2 protein-coding genes are annotated in these 766 nt (G+C 48.6%); both read right to left on the bottom strand.

Going from position 1 to position 766, the window contains the following annotated elements; genetic code table 11:
• On the bottom strand, positions 1-384 hold a 384-nt coding region (locus tag R7190_RS26925), incomplete at its 3' end, for a TrmH family RNA methyltransferase (RefSeq protein WP_318137804.1).
• Positions 385-441: 57 nt separating this feature from the next.
• Positions 442-766 (bottom strand): ACT domain-containing protein (locus R7190_RS26930; RefSeq protein ID WP_318137805.1); only part of this gene is annotated, 325 nt, incomplete at its 5' end.

Consider the following 766-nt stretch of genomic DNA (forward strand, 5'->3'; position numbering starts at 1 on the left):
CGCTTGTTCAGACGCGCCAATTTTCTCACTACCCAGGATGATTGCAGTCGGGTTGGTGTAGTCGATTTCACGAAAATCGACCGCGGTGTCCGATAAGTTGGTCACCAATACTTGCATGCCTTGGGCTTTGAGCTCGGTAATGGCGGTTTCAATCGAGTTGTGAGTTTCTACTTCAACCCAGTTACGAGCACCTGCAGAAGTGTGGGTTAAAGTGCGCATTTTATCAGGCCAGATAGCATGAACTTTGTGTAAGCCCGTGGCGTCAGCCGTACGAATAACGGCAGAGACGTTGTTAGGTTTGTGAACCTCTTCTAGGCACAAAGTAAGGTCGGTTTGGCGTGCTTTAAGCACCTGATGGATACGGTGGTAACGTTCTAAATTCATAGTAAATAAATAGGGTATAAAAAAATCGCCACCCAGTGTGAGTGGGTGGCGATGAGTTTAGTTCTTTCTTCGTCTGACTCGGGTCGCCTGCGGCATCGCTTTGATTTTTCGCATGATACCAGCAAGGTGGACACGATCTTTGGTTGTCAGCAGAACGGTGACAGTATACAGTCGGCCATCACGTTCTTCGGTCGACAGGCCATGGATATTGGAGCCTGTTTTCGAAATCACGTTGGTCAATTCTGCCAGAGCACCTTGGTGGTTGAGCATGTCGACTTTCAGTTCTGCGATAAACTCTTTGTCGTAATCGTCAGACCACGCAACGGCCATGTATTTGTCCGGCTCTTTTTGGTAACCGCGCACATTTGGACACGTTTCACGG

The organism is Vibrio sp. 1078-1, from assembly GCF_033340475.1.